Source organism: Aequorivita capsosiphonis DSM 23843, assembly GCF_000429125.1.
GTDB lineage: Bacteria > Bacteroidota > Bacteroidia > Flavobacteriales > Flavobacteriaceae > Aequorivita > Aequorivita capsosiphonis.
The window spans coordinates 31,547-49,248 of record NZ_KE386851.1 but is presented as its reverse complement, the minus strand read 5'-3'; the positions used below and the strand labels follow the sequence as shown (position 1 = coordinate 49,248).

Below are 17,702 nucleotides of genomic sequence, written 5' to 3'. Positions count from 1 at the left end.
TTTGGTTTCGGTTTTAGTTTAAAATCACTTTTCCAGAATCGTCAATCACTGGCCGTACTGATTTATAAAAAGTTCCATTCTTTAAGTTATAACTCGAATCTTCCTCTAAATATTTCAAATATTCAGGGTTTTCGCTTAAAATGCTAAAGAGAATACGAAAAACATTCACGTTACTTTTCAGATTATCATCCATTCCTTCCTTTAAATGTCCGTTCCATTTTATGGCGGCCAATGTGGAATAAATAGAATGTATTTGGTTGGGATCTTTGGTAGAAAACATTTCGCCATAGCTCCCCAGACCAACCCAACCGCCGTGATCTGCTAAAATAATGACAATGGCATCTGGATCTTTTTCAGAAATATAGTTTACGGTGGTTTCCAACCAAGTATTCACCTCTTTAATTTTTTCAATATAGGTATCTCTTTCCTCTTCTTTGGAAGCGGAGAAGTGTATATGATGGGGCAATAGTTTTTCGACAAAATAGAATCTCGGACCTGAAATTTTCGATGTATCCATCGCGGCTTTTAAATCGTCAAAGACTACCTTTTTTACATTGTTATCATTACTAAAATAAGGAATTTCATCAAGATTCAAATTGTAATAATCGTAAGTGGATTTTGGACGATTTTGCTGAAAGTATTCATCCTGAACGATAAAGAAATTTTTATAACCATTATTTCTTAAAATTTGGATTGCAGCATTGTCGCCAGCAATTATATCGCGTGCATTGGGCATATCAATGGATGGGAAAAGCACTTTTCCAAAACGATGTTGTTTCATCGCGAACATGGAAGAATTGGAGGTTAGACTTGCTGGATAATTACTTCGGAAGTTCTCGTAAACCTTAAAATTATTTTTTTCCAACCAATCGTAAAATGGATTATTGAAATGATACAAATCGCTTTCCATCATATCTTTTCCCACATAACCATCTGGCTGGATTAAATAGATGTTCGGAGTTTCTTTGAATTTCACATTTTCAATGGCGTCAGGTAATTGGGCCCATTCCATTTTCTGCTCGTGCTCTATGATCTTTACGATACAATCTAGCGTAGGGAGAATACTCATCAATAGAATTATAACGAGTAGTTTTTTAAAGTGAGCGTGTAATTTCCAAGCTGCCAGAACTGAAATAATTAGCAATCCCAAAAGCAGTTTCTTTTTAATTGTAAGATACATAGCCTGCGACATAAGCGTTGCCACAGTCATAATTATCAGTACAAAAAGAATATGGGGTTTGTATTTCGACAAGATTTCAGAATACTTAAAACACAGGGAAGCCAATGTAAAAACAACAAGCGGTATTCCTATAAAAAACAATAGAAAAAAGCCTAAATGCTCCCAAGAATTGATTGCCGAAAAATTATTTGAAAAATAAAATACCAATGGATAAAACCCACAAATCAACCCCGTGAGCAACGGATTAGAACTTTCTTGAAAGTATTTTTTGAAGAAATGACTCATGGATATTTTAATAAATTACACTTTTTTAAATATGCCATCTCCAATAGCATCAAGCCTCAAAAGTAGCATAAATAATTCCGGGATTTGAAGATTTTATAGAAACTTAATATGGAAGCTAATAGAGCAAAAACAACAGGCATTTTAAGAGTTAGAATATAGGATTTCCAACTTCTATTAGAATACTTATTTTGCTAATTCTCTTATTTAAAGTGCTGTTTCGGAAGACATCTGGAAAAAAAAATCTAAAAAAATATTAATTTTGATTAGCAGACTTTTTGTTTTTCAACAAATATAACAGACGTTTGGTGCCTTTTACCGTCTCTTTCTTCTCAATAGTAAAATATTGTAAGTATCCCTTTTCAAATTCGGTTTCGTTGTAAAAGTCGAAATGCTTAATGAATTCACGCTTTCGAACCAATAGCGATTCAGCCCAAGAATCCTCACGTTTTGGAAATTCTATGATAAGAACTTTTGAAAATGATGCGAAGAATTCAGCTGACTTTTCAAAAGGAACATTTCCAGAAAGTGTGATATGATGGATCAAGGCCAAGGCCATGGTAACATCGGGCGCATAGTCTGCCAAACGCTCTAGCAACGAGTTTCTTTCGGTGTTGTTAAAGCCTATCCCGGGAGCGGGTTGCAATACATCACACACAAATGGCAACATATTGGTTTCTTTATTCTCTTGAAGTTGTTTGTAGTTGAAATCTACGGCATTGCTATCAATATCGGTTACCAATATATCAGGAACGCTGTCTATAACGGTACGTGCAAAAGTACCATCGTTGCCACCAACGTCAATGAGTTTCTGCGGAGCCAGAGGTTTTATCCACTGTTTTATCAGCTCCTTTTTGGCTTCAAAAGCTGCTTCGTCATAATTGGTTTTGGTATAATAATCGCCCCATTCACTACTTTCCTTAAGCTTTAGATTTTTTATATAATCAAAAAGACTTTCCAGAATATTCTCCTGTGCTTTTTTTGAAAGCGTGGTAATCTTTGTTTCCGCTTTATAATCTTCACTGTGCTTGCTCTCCATTTTAGCAAGCAAATGAATATTTGGATATACCACTGAACTCAATTTGGTTCGCGATGGCAGCAAGGAAGCTATCAGTTTCACTGGAATTCCATCAATATGCGTCTGCATCATTTTGAAAATTTCCGTGCCGTGATATTTTGCGAGTACCAAAGGCCCAAAAAAATGGTTGATAAATTGCTTATAGGCACGCCAAGGAGTTCCTTCCTCATAAAAATCGAAAGAAAGTGTATCTATAAAAACAGGTTTTCCCTTGTGAAAAGTAACGTTATAGGCAGAGGCATCCTTCAAAATAAAACCTTTTGAAAGCGCGTATTTCTGGATTTTCAAGGTGTGGAGGGCAGCGTGTTTATACTGTTCAAAACTCCATTCATACGGATTTGTAATAAATGGGATTACTTCTGGAGTGATAATGATTTCTTCAGAAGAATTTGAAGTTTCCTCATGCGGAATCAAAAGGCCATTAGAAATCAGATTTTTAAAAAACCCGCTATCTTTCAGCTTGTTGTACTGTGGAAAGTAAATAGGGTTGATGGCCCTGCGAAGGGTATTTCCATCATAAAAAATATGACCGGAAGGGTCACGGAAGGAAGCTTGATGCGCTTCAGTTTTGTTTGTCATCTTTATCGGTGTCTTTCTCTTCAACGTCAATTGAATCGTAAGTATCCTCCTCTTCTTTATTAAATCCGAAAAAAGATTTCACCTTATACATTACCCCTTTTGAAAAAAGCAAAACACCTGCACCAACCGCAACTGCAGCCTGTACTATCATTGCCCCTACGCCTGGATCGAAATAAAGAAAATTCATACCTATTATTTTATACTGCGTTTGCCCTTAGGCGATGACAAATTAACTAAAAAACGCCGAATTTATTGAGTTAAAGCCCAATTATCTTTTTAATGATTACTTAAGTCCTTCATTCGTATCCACCGAAGACCACGAACTTTATCTAACTTGGACTCAAAGTACTGCCACGAATATCACTAATTCACACAAATTATTTCATTGCCGAAAACAGTTGCCCAATCAGTATGGCTTTAAACTCACTAACCTGACTGCCGTCAGGCAGGTGCAACAGACTTTCAGTCTGTTTCGAATGGACTTTGCACATTACGCAAAACGGTTTAGCTAAATATTTAACTGACCGATAATTAGATTTTTATAAAGATAATAGACGTAAGACTAATATTCAAGCTCTTCACTTCGAGCTCCTCTCAAGTCTCACGTCTAATATCTCAAGTCTAGAAACTATACCTAAATCTTATTTCGCTTACGGTCTGTTTCCTTTAAATATACTTTTCGAAGTCTAAGGTGATGTGGAGTAACCTCAACATATTCATCTTTTTGGATGTATTCCAAAGCTTCTTCCAAAGAAAATTTAACTGCAGGAATAATCTTGGCCTTATCGTCAGCTCCTGACGAGCGTACGTTCGACATTTTTTTGGTTTTGGTGATGTTCACTGTCATATCATCGTGACGGGTGTTTTCACCAATAACTTGTCCTTCGTAAATATCTTCACCTGGATCAACGAAAAAGCGACCACGATCTTGCAACTTATCGATAGAATAAGGAATTGCGCTTCCAGTTTCCATAGAGACCAAACTTCCATTCTGTCTTTCAGGAATTCCGCCTTTTAACGGCTGATATTCAAGAAAACGGTGTGTCATTATAGCTTCACCCGCTGTTGCGGTAAGCAATTGATTACGTAAACCAATTATTCCACGAGATGGAATAGTGAATTTACAAACCATTCGTTCCCCTTTTCCTTCCATACTCAACATTTCACCTTTACGGATGGTCACCATATTAATGGCAGTTCCACTCACTGTTTCAGGTAAATCGATGGTCATTTCTTCAACTGGCTCACATTTCACACCATCAATCTCCTTGATGATTACCTGTGGCTGTCCAATTTGTAGTTCATAACCTTCGCGGCGCATAGTTTCAATTAAAACCGAAAGGTGCAAAACCCCCCGACCAAACACCATAAATTTATCGGCGCTGTCCGTTGGTTGCATACGCAACGCAAGGTTTTTCTCCAGTTCTTTTTCAAGGCGCTCCTTAATATGTCGTGAAGTAACAAACTTTCCGTCTTTTCCGAAGAAAGGGGAATCGTTTATAGTGAAGAGCATACTCATGGTAGGCTCATCAATAGATATTGTTTTTAATGCTTCTGGATTTTCTACATCGGCAACGGTGTCTCCAATTTCGAAGCCTTCAAGACCTACCAAGGCACAAATATCACCTGGCTGTACTTCCGTAACTTTTTTACGACCCAGACCTTCAAAGATATGAAGTTCTTTAATTTTCGATTTTACAATGGAGCCATCTCTTTTCACCAATGCAATCTGAAGTCCTTCTTTTAAAACACCTCTTTGCAAACGACCGATAGCGATTCTACCTGTAAAAGATGAAAAGTCTAGGGAAGTTATTAGCATTTGAAGACTTCCTTCTTCCACTTTTGGAGAAGGTATATGCTCTAAAACCATATCTAGCAATGGCTCAAGAGTATCCGTTGGTTTTTTCCAATCGTCGCTCATCCAACCCTGTTTTGCAGAACCGTAAACGGCCGGAAAATCAAGTTGCCATTCCTCAGCACCCAATTCAAACATCAAATCAAAAACAGATTCGTGTACTTCTTCTGGAGTACAGTTTTCCTTATCCACTTTATTTATAACAACACAAGGCTTTAAACCAAGATCGATTGCTTTCTGAAGCACAAAACGCGTTTGTGGCATTGGGCCTTCAAAAGCATCTACCAACAACAAAACGCCATCGGCCATATTCAATACACGCTCTACTTCACCACCAAAATCGGCGTGACCAGGAGTATCGATAATATTTATTTTTGTTCCTTTATACATAACCGAAACGTTTTTAGAGGTAATTGTAATTCCCCTTTCACGTTCTAGGTCGTTGTTATCAAGTATAAGGTCACCAGACTGTTCATTTTCACGAAACAGACTACAGTGGTGCATAATTTTATCAACCAGAGTGGTTTTACCGTGGTCAACGTGTGCGATAATTGCGATGTTTTTGATATTCATAAAGCTACTCCTTTTTTTGGAGGGTGCAAAAGTAGTGTTTCTAAGTGGATTAGAAATAAAAATTGGGATTTTATTTTGACATTAAATATCAGGGCAAAAAATCTAAATTTGGTATATTTACTTTAAATCTTACCATATGAAAACAAGACTCCTATTTATGCTCTCAATTTTTTGGGCTGTTTCAGTTTTTGCACAATTTGGAAATCAACAGGTTATTTCTATTGATGCTATTTATCCTACAAATGTTATTTCGGCGGATTTAGATGGAGATGGAGACTTTGATATTTTATATTCATCTCATGATGGGGTTTGGTGGCATGAAAATCTTGACGGTATGGGTTTATTTGGTATCAAGAATTTAATTGTACAAATTACAGAAGAAGAATCCAATTCTGTATCTGCATCAGATATCGATGGGGATGGTGATCTAGATGTATTATCCACTTTTAAAGATGTTTCACCTCAACAAAATCAAGAAAACCGGGTACTTTGGAATGAAAATTTAGATGGATTAGGCAATTTTGGACCACTAAGGATAATTACGTTATCTGCTTATGGACCAACTGATGCGAAAACTGCGGATTTTGATGGGGATGGTGATTTAGACGTTTTATCCACTTCAAGAGACAAAATAGCGTGGTATGAAAATTTAGATGGATTGGGTGATTTTGGAACACAACAACAGGTAGTTTCAACTCAGCTTGCATGGCCTCTATCGAGTTATATTGCTGATTTTGATGGCGATGGTCATTTGGATATAGTTTCTCAGTCATATTCGGAAGGTAATATTGCTTGGTTTAAAAACATTAATGGCACAGGAACCTTTAGCAATGCTATCTTTATTTCTACAAATATTTCTAATTATTCTAGGGGCGCGGTAATTGGTGCCGATGTGGATGGGGACAATGATATTGATATTGTTGCAGTTTTAGAGGCGGATAATAGAATAGTTTGGTTCGAAAATATGGATGGCAATGGAGATTTTAGCGATATGATAATAATTGCAGAAAATATTCCCCGACCTAATGTTATTAATGCTTCAGATATAGATAATGATGGCGATTTGGATCTAATTTCTAGCTCGTTCATAAATAGTGGAGCAACTTCAGAAATATTTTATTTACTAAATGAGAACGGTTTAGGCGATTTTGGTTCCCCTAACTTAATAACAAATGAAATTCAATCTACAACAGGCGTATTTACTTGTGATATTAACTTGGATGGGAAACTTGATTTAGTAAGTTCTTCATTCTATGATTTTAAAATTGCTTGGTACAAAAACATCACCTTGGACATTTCAGAAAATGAAATTTCAAATTTCCAGATTTTCCCGAACCCAACTAACGGTATTCTTAATGTGAAATCGAAACAACCCATAACTCAAGTTTTAGTTTATAATATGTTGGGGCAATTGGTTAAAACATCTTTTGATAAGCGGCAAGTTGATATTTCAAAAGCACAAACTGGAGTTTACTTTTTGAAAATCGAAGATGCCAATGGAAATTCCCAGACATTTAGAGTTTTGAGAGAGTAGTTTTCATTAAATCCTAAGCTTTATTGCCTTCAATGTTTATCTCTTTAATCAATAATTTTGAAGGCGTCTAATGACCAAAATCAGCCCATAAAATGAAAAAACTGATTTATTTCTAGAAACTTTTTCAAACATGAAAACAAAACTACTATTCACGTTCTCAATATTATACGCAGTTTCTGCAATGGCGCAGTTTGGAGCACAACAAATTATTTCTACAACTACAGAAAAACCTTATCTATCAATTCCTTTTGATATTGACAACGATGGGTTTATTGATGTTTTAACTGCTTCTGGTGAAACCTACAAATTAAGCTGGTACCGAAATCTTGATGGTTTAGGGGGTTTTGGCGATGAATTTATATTTGATGGAGTTGGCGCTTATTTTTTATCTGTTCAATTTGTTGATATAGATACTGATGGTGATCAAGACATTTTGTTGCTCGAAAATAATCCCAGAAAGGCTTCTTGGCTGGAAAATCTTGATGGGTCTGGCACTTTTGGGCCACAACAAATATTAATACAACAGAATTATATTAAAACAGTTACTCCAATAGATATGGATAATGATGGCGATATAGATTTGGTAGCTGCAATCAGCGATACATCCTCTGGCTGGATTGTTTGGTATGAAAACATGGACGGTCTCGGCACATTTGGTGAAGAAAAAATGCTACTTCAAAATAACAGTATTTTCTCAAAGATAAAGATGGTAGATATTGATAACGATGGCTTATTAGATATTTTGGCGATTGATGAAGTTTACTATGAAGGCAAGATTTTCTGGTATAAATATATGGGTGATGCAACATTTGGCCCAATGCAGATTATTTATCAATTTGACTGGGTTCAGTCTGGCGGAACGAACATTTTTGAATTTCAATATGTAGATATAAATACAGATGGGAAAATGGATATTGTGATGACCTCTGTAGATGATATTTCGAATCCACGTACAGATTGGCTTGAAAATTTGGATAATCAAGGAAACTTTGGCGATCTTCAATTTATAATGGATACTAATGATCAATACCTTTTTTATGACCTTGACAATGATAACGACAATGACATGTTATTATGGAAACCAAATACAAACAAGGTTTCTTTTAAAGAAAACGAAGATGGTCTAGGTACATTCTCAATGCCTAAAACAATTACCACAGAAGTTAATTTACCTAGAGATGCAAAAGCCGCAGATATTGATGGCGATGGGTGGCTCGATATAATGTCTGCTTCTTTCAGTGATAATAAACTCGCTTGGTACAAAAACAACATCTTGGGTATTTCTGAAAATAAAACTTCCCAATACGTTATTTACCCCAACCCAACTAACGGACTTCTTTCTATAAAATCAAAACAACCTATTTTAAGAATTTCAATATTTAATATGTTGGGCCAATTGGTAGAAACAACTTCAGAAAACAACCAAATTGATTTTTCTGGAGCTGAATCTGGAATTTATTTTTTGAAGATAGAAGGTGAAAATGATAATTCCAAAGTGTTTAAAATTGTGAAAGAATAAATTCCTCAAGAATAGATTGTGAAACGGATTACTTCCAATCTATTGTTTATTTCATTAATCCTTATCTTTGAAGTCGAGAAAATCATGAATTATGGAAACCCGTGAATTAAAAGAAGCCTTAAAGAAAAAAATTGATAACGCAAATGATGATGTACTTCTTGAAATATTAAATCTATTTAATAATGAAGAGAATGAAGTTGATAATTGGGATAAAAATGCGTCGCCAGCCTTAAAGGAAGCTTTGCAAAAATCAATCGAACAGGCAGAACGTGGCGAAGTTATTCCTCACGAAGAGGTTATGAGAGAAATTAGAGCTAAATATGAATTAAGAAAAAAAGACGCAGCAAATCCACCTCAAGCAATAAAAGACTTGTTAGCAATTGCCCAAAAACAGGCAAAAAATGGCCAAACTAGATCCAATAATGAAGTTAAGAAATTGATTAACGATAAATATGGTTTTCAATTATAATGAAAGTAGATTGGACAGACTTGGCGTTGCAATCTTATGAAGATGAGACTCTCTTTATTTTAAGAAAATGGAATTTAGAAGAAGTCAAAAATTTTTCAATTCTAGTTTTTGAATTTATCGAATTACTCAAAACAGGCACAGTTCAAGGTAGAAGTACATATTTGCCATCCACATATTTTTATGTTATTTCCAAATAAACCACTCTTTACTATCAATTATTAAGCGAGAACACTATAGAACTCCTCTTATTCTGGAACAACCAAAAAGACCCTAATACATTTAAAACAATACTCACAAACCTTTAGACTTTACTAGAAAATGCAACTAAACTTAATCCCAAAAATAAAACACACGGACTCCAATAATTTTTTCCTTCTCGCAGGCCCTTGCGCCATTGAAAGCGAAGAAATGGCGATGCAGATTGCTGAGAAAATTTTAAAAATTACCGATAAACTAGAAATCCCTTTTATCTTTAAAGGAAGTTTTAAAAAAGCAAACCGAAGCCGAATTGATAGTTTCACCGGAATCGGTGATGAAAAAGCATTGAAAATTCTCCGTAAAGTTTCTGAAACTTTTGATGTTCCCACCGTTACCGATATTCACGAAGTGAGTGATGCTGCCATGGCTGCTGAATATGTAGATGTATTGCAAATACCCGCATTCTTGGTTCGCCAAACCGATTTAGTAGTTGCTGCTGCAAATACGGGTAAAGTAGTTAATTTGAAGAAAGGACAGTTTATGAGTCCGGAAAGCATGAAGCACGCCGTTACCAAGGTTACTGACTGCAACAACCAACAAGTAGTAATTACAGATCGCGGAACCATGTTTGGCTATCAAGATATGATTGTGGATTTTAGAGGAATTCCAACAATGAAACAATATGCGCCTGTGGTGTTGGACGTGACCCACAGCTTGCAGCAACCCAACCAAAGTGCTGGAGTTACTGGCGGAAGGCCAGAAATGATTTCTACCATTGCAAGAGCTGGAATTGCAACCGGCGCCGATGGAATTTTTATTGAAACCCATTTCGACCCAGCAAATGCCAAGAGCGACGGCGCCAATATGCTGAATTTAAACCTTCTCGAAAAACTATTGACAGATCTTGTGGCTATTCGGAAAACGATTAATCATTTGTAATACTTTCTACAAATGGCCCAATAAACCATATAACTTATAACCCCAAAGATTCATTAAAAAATAAAGCGCCCTGCCATTGGTTGATGGCAGGGCGCTTTTGGCTAAAAACAAAACTTTATAAAAATTAAGAGCTTTTTTAGTTCTTGGGTAAAAATGGCTATCCATCTTTAGAGAATAGCATTTTTTTTTTCAATCCATATAAAACTCCCAATCGAATAAGAACTGTAAATATCGGATAAAAATGCAAGCAGAACAAGAGGAAAACACCCCAATCATCAATAGGGTTTTCCCTGTTTATCAGTATTTTAAAAAACAAAAAGCTGTTTCAAGTCGAAACAGCTTTTATCTTATATTGCTCATTAACTCCCCAATTAATTTGCTATTGTAAAGATGCAAATAAATCAAAAACCTTACAAGAGGAAAAAGCCTGTTTCTCGTGGGGGATTCCCCCCTTTTTTCTGATTCAGCACTATTTATGGAGCAGTTAAGGCAAATAAAAAAGGTTGTCCTTTTTTACGAACAACCTTTTTATCAATTACTAGTTATTAACTCCCCAATTAATTCGTAGCACTACAAAGATGTTATATAAATAGATGCCAGACAAGAGGGAAATCCCCCATTTTTAAAAAGGGTTTTTCCTTGTTTTCCATTCTCTTTCAGAGTTTAAAGTTTTTTCAATACTATCAAACCAGCATTTCAAATCCCATTATCGCAATTGCTATTAGCAATCACTCGTCGGTGCTTTAAAAAACTCCATTATCACTGTATGAAGGCCTAATCATTTTATATTTTTAATTATTTATCCTATTTTGCATACTATAATAACAGTCTTAATGTTTTACCGACAAATTTTTCTTCTTACAATCATTTTTTGCATTGCAACTATCAGTTTTTCACAGGAACGTGAAAAGGCTGAGTTTGGCAAACCCTCAGAAAGAGATTTTTCATTAAAGGTTTACGAAAAAGACTCGACGGCCGCTGCAGTTGTTTTAAATGAACAAGGCTATTATTATTTTGATGCAGTAGGAGACAATATTAAACTAATTAAGGATGTTTATAGAAAAATAAAAGTGTTCGACGCAAGCCGTTTCAAATTCGGAAGCATAGATATCCCATTGTTTTATACCGAAGAAGAAAGCGAAAAAGTGAAACGCTATAACGCCTGGATCTATAACGGTAAAACTAAAAATAAGATTAATTCTGACGCTGTGTTTCTAACCTCTGTTCCAGAGATTGGGAAGGTTTTTAGAATGGTTTTTCCGAATGTGAAAGATGGAAGCATTATAGAATATACTTACAGGGTAGAATCTCCATTTCTCTTTAATTTTGACGGTTGGGAATTCCAAGGAGTACTCCCGAAGATTTACAGTGAATTTATATTTAAAATCCCTATAGCATTTCAATTCAATAATGTTCTCTATGGTAATCAGTCTCTGTATCTCAACAAATCTGAAGTAGTTGACGATTGCCTACAAACAACATATAACACACAAATACTTAGATGCCCAATGACACTTTACGCTATGAGGGATATACCGGCATTTCAAGAAGAAGATTACATGCTTTCATCTAGAAATTATATATCTCGAGTAGAGTTTGAACCTGAAGAACTTATTACATCAATGGGATGGAGTAGATCCAAAAAATTCACAAAAAAATGGAAAGATGTAGATAAAATGGTAAAAAAGGGAGAGATAGGCAAACAACTCAACAAAAAAGGATATTTCAAAAAACGCCTCCCCGACTCCATTCTTTCAAAAACCGATAAACTCGAAAAAGCAAAGGCAGTTTATTCATTTATTCAAAACCATTACACCTGGGACGGCAGTTATTACAGTTCAGAAACGCAGGTAAAAGATGCCTTCGATCTAAAAAAAGGTAGCGTTCCAGAAATTAATCTTTCACTCATAAATGCATTAGAAGCAGCAGGATTGGATGCAAAATTGATGTTGCTCTCCACCAGACAAAATGGATTACCTACAGAGCATTACCCCGTAATGACCAAATTTAACTACACTGTCGCCGTGCTGAAAATTGAAAACAAAACGTATTTATTGGACGCCACCAACAAGCAAGCTCCTTTTGGAATCATTCCTTTTCAGGCCCTAAACATTCAAGGCCGTGTAATGGATTTTAAAAAAGGAAGCTACTGGTTACCAATTGAACCTTTTAAACAAAACATTCATTACTCAAACGCTCAGATAACTGCAAACACAAACGGAAACTTCGAGGGTGACGTGAGCCAAGCAAGTTATGGATATATTGGACTGCGAAAACGCAATACTATAGACGAAGAATCGCTTCAAGAATACATAAAGACAAATCAAAGCGATAAAGCCGGAATTGAAATTCAAAACTATCAAGTAGAAGAAGTTAACGAAATTGAAAAACCATTAAAGGAAAGCTATATTATTACTATAGAACCGGAATTGGTTGGCGATAAAGTGATTCTATATCCCTTCTTCAATAAAACTTATATTTCTGAAAATCCTTTTAAAATGAAGGAACGCAGTTATCCCATGGATTTTGGTTATCCTTTTACAAACACTTATTTAGTATCGGTAGATTTGGGTGACATTTATGAAATTGAACAACTGCCTAAAAGCCGAACCATTAAACTTCCCAGTGAAGATGGAGAATGTTCGGTAACCTATGTTTCCGAAGACAATAAAATAAATATTCGCTTCAATATGAAGTTAAACGCCTACCGTTTCCCAACCGATGCTTACCAATCATTAAAGGAGTTTTTCGGTACGATGATAAGGATTCTCCAAGAAGAACCTATTACTCTAAAAAAGATATAAGATGACTTTAAAAACTTTATTATTTATTAGCTGCTATGCTATAATAAATCTTTGTTATTCACAAACTCAAACTGTACATACCTTTGGTGAACCACTACCTGAAGAGTTTGCAATGACCAATTATCCCCAAGATCCTTCGGCTAAGGGAGTCGTTCTTTACGAAAGAGGAAATTATACGGTCGATGCAGCCGATGGGTACATTAGGCTTATTAAAGAGGTTCACAGGAAAATAAAAGTATTCGATTCCAAGAACTTTGATTACGCAACCTTTGAAATTCCATATTATCGTGAAAATGAGGTTCAGGAAAACATAAAAAATTTAAAGGCAATCACCCACAATGGCAAGTCACAAGTGTATGTGGGCGACCAAGCTATCTTTGACATAGAGGAAGGCCCCAATTGGTCTATTAAAAAATTCACCTTTGCCAATGTTCAAGATGGCAGCATTCTGGAATATACATACCGAATTGAAACTCCTTATTTCTTCAATTTTGGGGATTGGCCCTTTATGAATGACCTACCCACAATTTATTCCGAACTTCACACAGAGATTCCCGGCAACTACCGCTATAACAGAACCCTTTATGGTGAACGAAAACTAGATGTAAATAAAGCCGAAGTAATACTCTCTTGTTTCCACCTTCCCGGCTATAAGGTTCCAGGTGACTGCGAATCGGCCACCTATGCTATGAAGCACGTACCTGCATTTAAAGAAGAAAAGTATATGCTTTCCAAAAAGAATTATATTCCCTCTATGCAATTTGAACTCCGAGACATTGTTCAAATTGATGAAAGCCGAACATCATTCTCCAGTTCTTGGAAGGACGTAGACAATACATTTCGGTATGACAAGGATCTCGGACAGCAACTAAAATATTCTAAATACTTTAAGGAACAACTCCCAAACTCAATTGCCTCTATTCCAGATAATTTGGAACGCGCAAAAGCCGTTTACTATTTTATTCAGGAAAATATAACATGGAATACGGAGACAGGGCTACTTCAAAAGAGTCGCGTAAAAGAAGCCTTTGAAAAGAAAGCGGGAAACAGCTCCGAAATTAATTTAGGGCTCATAAACGCGTTAGAAGCCGTTGGGCTCGATGCTAAAATAATGCTTATCGCCACAAGGGACAAAGCGCAACCTACAAAACAATATCCGGTGCGTACGGGCTTTAATTATGTCACAGTCATTTTAAATATCCACAATGAAAAATATATTTTAGATGCCACAGATAAACACACGTCTTTTGGGGTCCTTCCTCTACGCGATTTGAATATGGAAGGACGTGTAATGGATTTTAAAAAAGGAAGCTATTGGGAGCCAATCACACCCATTGCCAAAAACATGCATTATGTAAACATGCAACTATCTGCAGATGAATCCGGAGTATTTTCTGGAAAAGTAAATGAGGTTTCCACAGGCTATATCTCGGTTAAAAAAAGAAAAGAAAACAACGATTTTAGAAAAGATGAAATCTTAAAACGGAAACAGAGTAGAAATGAAGCTCTAGAAGTTTCAAACCTTGTAGTGGAAAACGAAAAGGATTTGGAGCAACCTTACAAGGAAGTCTATAAGATTTCTTTGCACGAACAACCCGTTGGCAACAAGCTTTTTCTCTATCCATTTTTAATGGAAACCTATTTTTCTGAAAACCCTTTTCTCAAGGAAGAAAGACTTTATCCTATAAATTTTGGATTCCCTGTGCTTAACAACTATTTGGTTTCTCTTGATTTGAAAGATCAGTATGAAATCGTAAACGTTCCTAGTAATAAAATCTTAAAACTTCCAGAAAATGATGGCGAGCTATCGGTAATCTATGATATTTCAGGAAGTAAGGTGAACATCAGACTCAGTGTGAAATTGAACAGCCATAGCTTTCCTACAGAAGCCCATAAATCCTTACAAGAATTTTTCGCTGAACTAGTCAAAATTCAATCGGAAGAGCCCATTGAACTAAAAAGAATATAAATGTGTAGGTAGTTGTTAGCTTTCGCGATTTCTCTCTTGAATCTTTCTTATTACAGCCGTGGCGGTACTTCTGGAGACAAAACGTGGCAACTTGGAAAGAAACTTATTAATGTTTCCAGGAATAGCCACTACTTTTCCTTTCTGCATAGCGTCATAGCCGTATTTTGCAACTTTTTTCGGACAGGCTACATTAAAACTAATTTTATTATCGGAAGATGAGGTTCCGTTAGAAACTACCTCTTGAAAGCAAGTATTGGTCTGTCCCGGGCAAAGACAAGTAACCGTTACACCAGTACCTTTAAGCTCATTAGCGATTGCTTCAGAAAAAGAAAGAATATAAGCTTTGGAAGCGTAATATAAGGACATTAAAGGTCCTGGCTGAAAAGCCGCAAGCGAAGACATATTTAGAATTTTTCCACTACCACGAGCCACCATTCCCTTTAAAACCAATTTGGTTAAATGGGTAGTGGTCATTACGTGCAGATTTAGCATATCCATCTCCCGTTGCCATTCGGTGTCATTAAAACTTCCGAAAATCCCAAAACCAGCATTGTTTATTAACACGTCAACAGGTCTATCTTCAATAGCTTGGAATATTTGCTCAGCCACATTACTCCTACTTAAATCTTTAACTATTAGCTGTATTTCACAAGAATACTCAGCAGCTATTTTGTTTTTAGCTATTTGCAGTTTTTCGGCATCAACGTCTGCTAAGATCAGGTCAAATCCATCCTCGGCCAAAAGCTTGGCCAACTCAAACCCCAGTCCTGATGCGGCACCAGTAACTAATCCAGTTTTCTCCTTCTTTTCAATAGCTTTCAAGATATTTATTGTTAATGAAATGTTAATCTACGCCTCCGCAATTTCTACATAATCCTGTAAATATGCAAACCTAGATGTCAATTTTCCTTCTGCGGAAGTGATTTGGGCGCGTTTTAGAATTCCGTTTTTATCGTCATTAAAAAATGCGGGAATAACGTTTTCCAAGAACATTTCACCAAATCCTTCACTGGCATCTTTGGGCAATTCACAAGGCAGGTTATCCACCGCCATAACTGTAATTGCTCCAGGAGCGTCAAACTTGGTTTCACTTTCAGATTTTGGGTCGTATCCATAAAAAGGGTCGGCAATTGTAGATGCGCGTAGCGTACATGCCACAGGGCCATCAACATCGCAAGAAATATCCGCGACCAAGTTTATTTTAAATTCAGGACTTTTCGCGTCTTCTCTCGTGAAAAGATATGGGGCATCATTACCGTAAAAATGACCCGTAAAAAACACATCACTCACTTTGGCATATTTCATAAAGTCACTTTCATAACCAGAAGGATCCTTATAGAATTCCTTTTTATTAAAGGCACCCCCGTCTTTTCGTTTGTTGTATTCGGAAACGTCTATTAAGCAATAAACAGGCTCGTTAAATTCTTTGGAAAGATATTTAGCATCCGTGACCTCCCGTATTTTTAAATGATCTATAATCTCCTTTGCTCCCCTTGTAACCTTACCAGTTCCCGAAAGAATAATCTTAATGTTGGGAATTGAAATCTTATCCAATTCAGCTTTAACGGCGTCAAGATCTGGTAATGTCTCCACTTTTGGAAGATTGAACAAGTTATCCCGCAACCCTAGGGCTCTAAAGCCATTATATGCGCCAACCAAACCTGCGTAATATCCAAAACCAATCAAGCGGCGGTTGGTTTTATTCACGATAGTTTCGTGGTCAAACATTTCAATGTTTTTATTGAGCATGGCTTTCAACAGGTTCCGATTGTAAGGCTGCTTTTTAATGGTATGACTAAAGTAGAAATATTTTTTATTCGGAATTAAAGCTGTTACCGGCACCTCCTTTACCCCCAACATAACATCGGCTGCCGACACATCTTCCAAAACTTCAAAACCGGCATCGCGATAGGCTTCATCAGAAAAAACACGAATATCTGAAGCTTCCACGATAATCCTGGCATCGGGAAATTTCTTTATGACTTCTTGACACTTTTCTGGTGAAAAAACCACGCGACGATCTGGCGGATTTTTACGTTCTTTTATGATGGCAAAGGTTATAGACATATGGTATGTTTTTTGTTCCAATGAATATTGGAATTAATAGGACGGCAAAGGTAAGTGTTTTTCATGTATCTTTGCACCCCTAACCCCTAAAGGGGAAATGGAGACCTAACAGGTTTCAAAAACCTGTTAGGTCTGAATCTCAGTCGATACTGCATACTGCCACTGGCTACTGCGTACTGAACACTGATTACTAATAAGAAGGGGCCGACTGGTTTTGACAGCGGGTCTAATTGTATTGTAAGCATGCCGAGCGCTGGGATATAGCTCGTAAATATCATATTTCACACTTTTTAAACGGCGAGAATAACTACGCCCTAGCTGCATAATCTGAATCATAGTAGGATGTGCCTCGGCCCACAAGGTGGGTAAGCAGGAAGTCACTCAACGGCCTTGGTTTGCGGCGGTTGATCCAGTGGCTTCGTAAAAGTAAACCTAGCGATGTTAGTGCTTTGATGGCATCGTGAAGCTCAAGTAAAGATAAGGAGTGCGTTGGTAGTTTTCGACCGGCAATCTCACGAAAATCTAAATGAAAACTAAGCATGTAGAAAGCCTTATAGTTGCGCGTTTGGACGGGAGTTCGAATCTCCCCGGCTCCACCTTCGCTCGCCATAGCTCCGTTTTTTCTACGGAGCGACGGCGAGCTTTTTAATTTTTAG

At 36.6% G+C, this 17,702-nt stretch carries 13 protein-coding genes and 1 other RNA gene; 8 read left to right on the top strand and 6 right to left on the bottom strand.

Annotation, left to right across the window (positions count from 1 at the left end; all coding sequences use genetic code 11):
- Positions 1-13: 13 nt before the first annotated feature.
- The 4 genes from G440_RS0118910 to typA form a co-directional block, all read right to left on the bottom strand.
- Positions 14-1,465: a sulfatase-like hydrolase/transferase gene (locus tag G440_RS0118910; protein WP_026452725.1), complete on the bottom strand. Its 1,452-nt coding sequence runs from the start codon at positions 1,463-1,465 to the stop codon at positions 14-16.
- A 253-nt stretch (positions 1,466-1,718) separates the two neighbouring features.
- Complete coding sequence (locus G440_RS0118905) at positions 1,719-3,119, bottom strand: hypothetical protein (RefSeq protein ID WP_026452724.1); 1,401 nt, start codon at positions 3,117-3,119, stop codon at positions 1,719-1,721.
- On the bottom strand, positions 3,103-3,306 hold the full coding sequence (locus G440_RS0118900) for a hypothetical protein (RefSeq protein ID WP_026452723.1): 204 nt from the start codon (positions 3,304-3,306) through the stop codon (positions 3,103-3,105). The genes G440_RS0118905 and G440_RS0118900 overlap by 17 nt, the downstream gene beginning before the upstream one ends.
- Positions 3,307-3,753: 447 nt before the next feature.
- A complete protein-coding gene (gene typA / locus G440_RS0118895) occupies positions 3,754-5,547 on the bottom strand; it encodes a translational GTPase TypA (protein WP_026452722.1) in 1,794 nt (597 codons plus the stop codon).
- 136 nt (positions 5,548-5,683) lie between these two features.
- Here typA and G440_RS0118890 point away from each other — a divergent pair, with 136 nt between their 5' ends.
- From G440_RS0118890 to G440_RS0118855, 7 genes are all read left to right on the top strand, one after another.
- Positions 5,684-7,081: a T9SS type A sorting domain-containing protein gene (locus G440_RS0118890; RefSeq protein WP_084426926.1), complete on the top strand. Its 1,398-nt coding sequence runs from the start codon at positions 5,684-5,686 to the stop codon at positions 7,079-7,081.
- A 130-nt stretch (positions 7,082-7,211) separates the two neighbouring features.
- Positions 7,212-8,600, top strand: a complete 1,389-nt coding sequence (locus G440_RS0118885) for a T9SS type A sorting domain-containing protein (RefSeq protein WP_026452720.1) — start codon at positions 7,212-7,214, stop codon at positions 8,598-8,600.
- 91 nt (positions 8,601-8,691) lie between these two features.
- Positions 8,692-9,069, top strand: coding sequence for a hypothetical protein (locus G440_RS0118880; protein WP_026452719.1), 378 nt, complete (start codon positions 8,692-8,694; stop codon positions 9,067-9,069).
- The gene (locus G440_RS0118875; protein WP_026452718.1) at positions 9,069-9,266 is read left to right on the top strand and encodes a type II toxin-antitoxin system RelE/ParE family toxin; all 198 of its coding nucleotides are present in this window, start codon (positions 9,069-9,071) and stop codon (positions 9,264-9,266) included. Before G440_RS0118880 ends, G440_RS0118875 begins: the two co-directional genes overlap by 1 nt.
- A 121-nt stretch (positions 9,267-9,387) precedes the next feature.
- Positions 9,388-10,206 carry a 3-deoxy-8-phosphooctulonate synthase gene (gene kdsA, locus G440_RS0118870; RefSeq protein ID WP_026452717.1) on the top strand — a complete coding sequence of 273 codons (819 nt, stop codon included), beginning with the start codon at positions 9,388-9,390 and terminating at the stop codon, positions 10,204-10,206.
- A gap of 833 nt (positions 10,207-11,039) precedes the next feature.
- A complete protein-coding gene (locus tag G440_RS0118860) occupies positions 11,040-13,010 on the top strand; it encodes a transglutaminase family protein (RefSeq protein WP_026452716.1) in 1,971 nt (656 codons plus the stop codon).
- 1 nt (position 13,011) lies between these two features.
- A complete protein-coding gene (locus G440_RS0118855; protein ID WP_026452715.1) occupies positions 13,012-14,979 on the top strand; it encodes a DUF3857 domain-containing protein in 1,968 nt (655 codons plus the stop codon).
- 15 nt (positions 14,980-14,994) lie between these two features.
- On the opposite strand, the gene G440_RS0118850 is transcribed toward G440_RS0118855, so the two are convergent.
- Together G440_RS0118850 and G440_RS0118845 are read right to left on the bottom strand one after the other, a co-directional pair.
- Positions 14,995-15,801 (bottom strand): SDR family NAD(P)-dependent oxidoreductase, encoded by an 807-nt coding sequence (locus tag G440_RS0118850; protein WP_034260026.1) that lies wholly within the window; start codon positions 15,799-15,801, stop codon positions 14,995-14,997.
- Between the two features lie 27 nt (positions 15,802-15,828).
- On the bottom strand, positions 15,829-17,040 hold the full coding sequence (locus G440_RS0118845) for an NAD(P)-dependent oxidoreductase (protein WP_034260045.1): 1,212 nt from the start codon (positions 17,038-17,040) through the stop codon (positions 15,829-15,831).
- Between the two features lie 206 nt (positions 17,041-17,246).
- Between G440_RS0118845 and ssrA the strand changes: the two genes are divergently transcribed.
- Positions 17,247-17,645: a transfer-messenger RNA gene (gene ssrA, locus G440_RS21090) on the top strand.
- The last annotated feature ends 57 nt before the right edge of the window (positions 17,646-17,702 follow it).

Excerpts from the sequence above, each read along its gene's own strand:
- G440_RS0118910 (WP_026452725.1), bottom strand. The coding sequence starts at position 1,465 with ATGAGTCATTTCTTCAAAAAATACTTTCAAGAAAGTTCTAATCCGTTG.
- G440_RS0118905 (WP_026452724.1), bottom strand. The coding sequence starts at position 3,119 with ATGACAAACAAAACTGAAGCGCATCAAGCTTCCTTCCGTGACCCTTCC.
- G440_RS0118900 (WP_026452723.1), bottom strand. The coding sequence starts at position 3,306 with ATGAATTTTCTTTATTTCGATCCAGGCGTAGGGGCAATGATAGTACAG.
- typA (WP_026452722.1), bottom strand. The coding sequence starts at position 5,547 with ATGAATATCAAAAACATCGCAATTATCGCACACGTTGACCACGGTAAA.
- G440_RS0118890 (WP_084426926.1), top strand. The coding sequence starts at position 5,684 with ATGAAAACAAGACTCCTATTTATGCTCTCAATTTTTTGGGCTGTTTCA.
- G440_RS0118885 (WP_026452720.1), top strand. The coding sequence starts at position 7,212 with ATGAAAACAAAACTACTATTCACGTTCTCAATATTATACGCAGTTTCT.
- G440_RS0118880 (WP_026452719.1), top strand. The coding sequence starts at position 8,692 with ATGGAAACCCGTGAATTAAAAGAAGCCTTAAAGAAAAAAATTGATAAC.
- G440_RS0118875 (WP_026452718.1), top strand. The coding sequence starts at position 9,069 with ATGAAAGTAGATTGGACAGACTTGGCGTTGCAATCTTATGAAGATGAG.
- kdsA (WP_026452717.1), top strand. The coding sequence starts at position 9,388 with ATGCAACTAAACTTAATCCCAAAAATAAAACACACGGACTCCAATAAT.
- G440_RS0118860 (WP_026452716.1), top strand. The coding sequence starts at position 11,040 with ATGTTTTACCGACAAATTTTTCTTCTTACAATCATTTTTTGCATTGCA.
- G440_RS0118855 (WP_026452715.1), top strand. The coding sequence starts at position 13,012 with ATGACTTTAAAAACTTTATTATTTATTAGCTGCTATGCTATAATAAAT.